We start from the raw sequence: 4,236 nt of genomic DNA, 5'->3' as shown, positions 1-4,236 counted from the left end.
CCCCGCGAGCCCGCCGGACGTGACGCTCCACCGGCGCGCGGACCGGCGCAGCCGGCCCAACCGGCGGAAGTACCGCGTGCGCTCGTCTGCCACCTGTGCCTCCTCGACCCGGCCGCTCAACCGGCGGCGGTGCTGTCTCCGGTGCCCCGGTCCCGGGCCATGCTGGCCCGGATCTCGTCGAGCTTCGCGGCGGCCGCCGGGTCGGCGACCGGAGCGGTCGGCGCCACGGCGGGGCGTTCCTTCGCGCCGCCGAGCTGCTCGCCGGCCATGCTCGACCGGATCTGCTCCAGCCGGGCGGAGCCGGCCGAGTCCAGTGTCGCCTTCTGGATCTCCAGCATCCGGCCTTCGGTGGAGCTGCCGGCCAGCTCGGCACGGCCCATCGCGTTGGCGTAGCGCCGCTCGATGCGGTCGCGCACCTCGTCCAGGCTGGGGGTGTTGCCGGGGGCGGTCAGCGCCGACATCGACTCCAACGAGGCGGCGACGCTCTCCTGCATCCTGGCCTGCTCCAGCTGGCTGAGCAGGCGGGTGCGCTCGGCGAGCTTCTGCTGGAGGATCATCGAGTTGTTCTCGACCGCCTTGCGGGCCTGCGCGGCGGCGCCGAGCGCCTGGTCGTGCAGCGTCTTCAGGTCCTCGGTGGCCTGCTCGGCGGAGACCAGCTGGGTGGCGAGCGTCTGGGCGGACTGCTCGTACCTCCCCGCCTCGGCCTCGTCGCCGCGGGCCCGGGCCTGGTCGGCCAGGACGAGGGCCTGGCGGGCGTTGCCCTGGAGCCGCTCGACCTCGGTCATCTGCCGGGAGAGCTTCATCTCCAGCTGGCGCTGGTTGCCGATCACCGCGGCGGCCTGCTGGACGAGCGCCTGGTGCTGGCGCTGTGCCTCCTCGATGGCCTGCTGGATCTGCACCTTGGGATCGGCATGCTCGTCGATCTTGGCGCCGAACAGCGCCATCAGGTAGTTCCAACCCTTGACGAACGGGTTCGCCATCTCCGCGGTACCCCCTCAGTAGCGTCGCTCCGCCTCGGCCGGCCCGGCTGCCACCGGCCGGCCTCCGGCGCGGCAGTGTCCCCATCGTCCCAGCCGGACGCCACCCGAGCATCCGTACCCGGCGAGCGGGGCGTACGCCGACACCGACTGCGATCAACCCTACGCGGCGTAGGAGACAGCGACCATGCGACGGGAAGCGGATCCGGGATGTCACCGACCCGCTCGGGGTCGGACCGGGGCCCGGAGAGCGGCGGGGCTCAGGCGGCGCAGACCACGTCGCGGTCGCCGGGGCGGACCCGGGTGCTGCGCAGCGTCGCCTTGAGCGGGGAGTCCTGACGGACCTGGACGGAGACGGTGCCGTCGGAGGTGACCTGACGGACGCCCCGGTTGGTGGCCTTGCGCACGGCGGCGGCCACGGGAGTCTTCTCGACCTGCTCGTCGGTGACCGGGACCAGCACGCCCGGCATCTGCTCGGCGAGCGCCACGGTGTCGCTCACCTCGCGGAGAAGCTCGGAGAGGCGGGCGCCGAGGGCGTCGCAGATGGCGGCGAGGAGCTCGCTCGACGGCTCCTTGTGGCCCCGCTCGATCTCGGACAGGTAGCCCAGGCTGACGTTGGCGGCGGAGGAGACCTCGCGCAGCGTGCGGTGCTGCCCCTGCCGGCGTGCCCGCAGCGCGTCACCGATCACCCGGCGTAGCAGGACCATCGCACCTCCCCTGAGGGACACCTCGTCACCACGGCAACCGGTCCGGCACGGTCAACCGCACCGAACCCGACCGCCGGAGCCTTCCCGCAACCGTACCCGGTGGCGGCTCGGGCGACATCCCGCCCCGCCTGTCGAATCGGATGACGGGCCCCACGATCGCCCGTCCTCAGGCCGCGCTGCCGGCCGGGGCGGCGTCACGGTCGGCCGCGTGGACCCGCTCGGCGAGCAGCCGCAGCGCCTCGATCACCGCGGCGGAGCGGATGTGGTCCCGTCCGCCGTCCAGGTCGAACCGTCGTACGTCGGTGCCGGAGGGGCCGGCCACCGCCGCGTACACCAGACCGACCGGCTTGCCGTCCTGCGGTTCCGGGCCGGCCACGCCGGTGGTGGCCAGCCCCCAGTCGGCCCCGCAGCGCCGACGCCCGCCCTCCGCGAGCGCCACGGCGACGTCCGGGTCGACCGGGCCGCGGTCGTCGAGCAGATCCTCCGGTACGCCCGCCAGCTGCGCCTTCAGCTCGGTGGCGTAGACCACCAGCCCGCCCCGGTAGACGCCGCTCACCCCGGCGATCTCCACGATCGAGGCGGCCAGCAGCCCGCCGGTCAGCGACTCGATGGTGGCCAGGGTCTCCCGCCGCTGGGCGAGGGCGTGCACGACACCCGCCGCCGGGGATCCCACCGGCCGGGCCCCGTCCGCGTCCGTCTCCACGTCCATGCCGTTCCCCTTCCCTCCCCGCCGCCCCTGACACATCCTCCCCCGCCACCCCACCCCACCCCTCGCCCTCGCCCCACCCATCGTCGAAGGGGGGACCGCCCGGGAGGGGTTATCGGGTGGGGCGGCGGAGGCGGAGGGCCTGGGCGACGTAGTCGAAGCCGGTGATCACGGTCACGGCCACCGCGGCGGCCATGATCCACGGGGCGACGGCGGCCAGGGCGGCGGGCATCGGCCAGAGGTACCAGGTGATGGCGAGGATCTGGAGCGCAGTCTTGATCTTGCCGCCCCGGCTGGCCGCGATGACACCGTGCCGGATCACCCAGAAGCGCAGCGCGGTGATGCCCAGCTCCCGGGCCAGGATGATCGCCGTCACCCACCAGGGCAGCTGGTCGTACCAGGACAGCAGCAGCAGCGCGGCCCCGGTGAGCGCCTTGTCGGCGATCGGGTCGGCGACCTTGCCGACCGAGGTGACCAGCCCGAACCGGCGGGCGATCCAACCGTCGACCAGGTCCGTCGCCGACGCCACCGCGAAGATCAGACAGGCGGCGATCCGCCAGCCGGCGTGCGTCATCCCGGAGATGACCACCGAGGCCGCGAAGATCGGCACCAGCACCAGCCGCAGCAGGGTGAGCGCGTTGGCCGCGTTGAGCACGGGCACGCGGGCGACCACCGCCGGCGCCGTGGACTCCGTCGCCCCGGTCACCGCCGCGCCCCGCTCCGGCCGCCGTGGCGCACCTGACCCCTCACCACGTGGCTCCCTCGCTCGATCCGCGCCCGCCGTCACCGTACCGCGCCGGGCGCCGCCGAGATCATCTCATCCGGCACCGCCACCAGGTCCACCCCTTCGGTCGCGGTGACCGTGGCACGGACCAGGTCACCCGGGCGCAGGGCGGCCAGGTCGACCCCACCCTCGGCCGGGGCGACGAGGGTCGTCGAGCCGTCCACCTCGGGCGCCTGGTGGGCCGCCCGCCCCTCGACCACCCCGTCGTCGACCGAGTCGACCAGCACCTCGACCGTGGAGCCGAGTCGCTCCTCGGCCCGCTGCGAGCACAGCTCGTCGGCGAGGGCGCTGAGCTTGTCGTACCGGCGCTTGATGGTGGCGGCGGAGACCTTGCCGGTCAGCCCGGCGGCCTCGGTGCCGTCCTCGTCGCTGTAGTCGAACATGCCGATCGCGTCGAGCCGCGCCTCGGTCAGGAAACGGACCAGTTCCTCCACGTCGGCCCGCGTCTCGCCGGGGAAGCCGACGATGAAGTTGCTGCGCGCACCCGCCTCCGGCGCCAGCTCGCGGGCGCTGGCCAGCAGCTCCAGGAACCGGTCGGTGGAGCCGAAACGGCGCATCCGGCGCAGCACCGGCTCACTGGAGTGCTGGAACGACAGGTCGAAGTACGGCGCGACGCCCGGCGTGGAGGCGATCACCTCGACCAGGCCGGGCCGGGTCTCGGCGGGCTGGAGGTAACTCGCGCGCACCCGGACGATGCCGTCGATGGCGGCGAGCTGCGGCAGCAGCTTCTCCAGGGCCCGGGGGTCCCCCAGGTCCTTGCCGTACGAGGTGGAGTTCTCACTGACCAGCACCAGCTCCCGGACGCCGGTCTTGGCGAGCCACTCGGCCTCGGCGAGCAGCTCGTCCGGCGTGCGCGAGACGAAGGCGCCGCGGAAGGCGGGGATGGCGCAGAACGCGCAGCGTCGGTCGCAGCCGCTGGCGAGCTTGAGCGACGCGACCGGCCCGGTGTCGAGCCGGTGCCGCAGCACCTGCCGCAGGTGGGCCGGCGTGTGCTCGTCGGTCTCGACGGCCGCGCGGGTCGGGGATCGACGGCGGCACCCTCGCTGACTACCTCGCCGCCCT

5 protein-coding genes are annotated in these 4,236 nt (G+C 74.0%); all 5 read right to left on the bottom strand.

All coding sequences use genetic code 11. From position 1 onward, the window contains the following. Positions 1-116: 116 nt before the first annotated feature. Positions 117-980 (bottom strand): PspA/IM30 family protein, encoded by an 864-nt coding sequence (locus tag AB0I76_RS23625; protein ID WP_357039318.1) that lies wholly within the window; start codon positions 978-980, stop codon positions 117-119. 257 nt (positions 981-1,237) lie between these two features. Next, positions 1,238-1,684 (bottom strand): helix-turn-helix transcriptional regulator, encoded by a 447-nt coding sequence (locus AB0I76_RS23620; RefSeq protein WP_357039315.1) that lies wholly within the window; start codon positions 1,682-1,684, stop codon positions 1,238-1,240. A 166-nt stretch (positions 1,685-1,850) separates the two neighbouring features. Next, on the bottom strand, positions 1,851-2,393 hold the full coding sequence (locus AB0I76_RS23615) for a CinA family protein (RefSeq protein WP_357039312.1): 543 nt from the start codon (positions 2,391-2,393) through the stop codon (positions 1,851-1,853). A gap of 109 nt (positions 2,394-2,502) precedes the next feature. After that, a complete protein-coding gene (gene pgsA, locus AB0I76_RS23610) occupies positions 2,503-3,096 on the bottom strand; it encodes a CDP-diacylglycerol--glycerol-3-phosphate 3-phosphatidyltransferase (RefSeq protein WP_357039309.1) in 594 nt (197 codons plus the stop codon). Positions 3,097-3,173: 77 nt separating this feature from the next. Further along, on the bottom strand, positions 3,174-4,236 hold a 1,063-nt coding region (locus tag AB0I76_RS23605; RefSeq protein WP_357039306.1), incomplete at its 5' end, for a MiaB/RimO family radical SAM methylthiotransferase.

The sequence above is a fragment of the Micromonospora sp. NPDC049799 genome (genome assembly GCF_040656655.1).
Classification (GTDB): Bacteria; Actinomycetota; Actinomycetes; order Mycobacteriales; family Micromonosporaceae; genus Micromonospora.
This window is presented reverse-complemented; position numbering and strand designations above follow the sequence as displayed.

Bases quoted from the DNA above. Each gene is read 5' to 3' on its own strand.
- AB0I76_RS23625 (WP_357039318.1), bottom strand. From the start codon at position 980: ATGGCGAACCCGTTCGTCAAGGGTTGGAACTACCTGATGGCGCTGTTC.
- AB0I76_RS23620 (WP_357039315.1), bottom strand. From the start codon at position 1,684: ATGGTCCTGCTACGCCGGGTGATCGGTGACGCGCTGCGGGCACGCCGG.
- AB0I76_RS23615 (WP_357039312.1), bottom strand. From the start codon at position 2,393: ATGGACGTGGAGACGGACGCGGACGGGGCCCGGCCGGTGGGATCCCCG.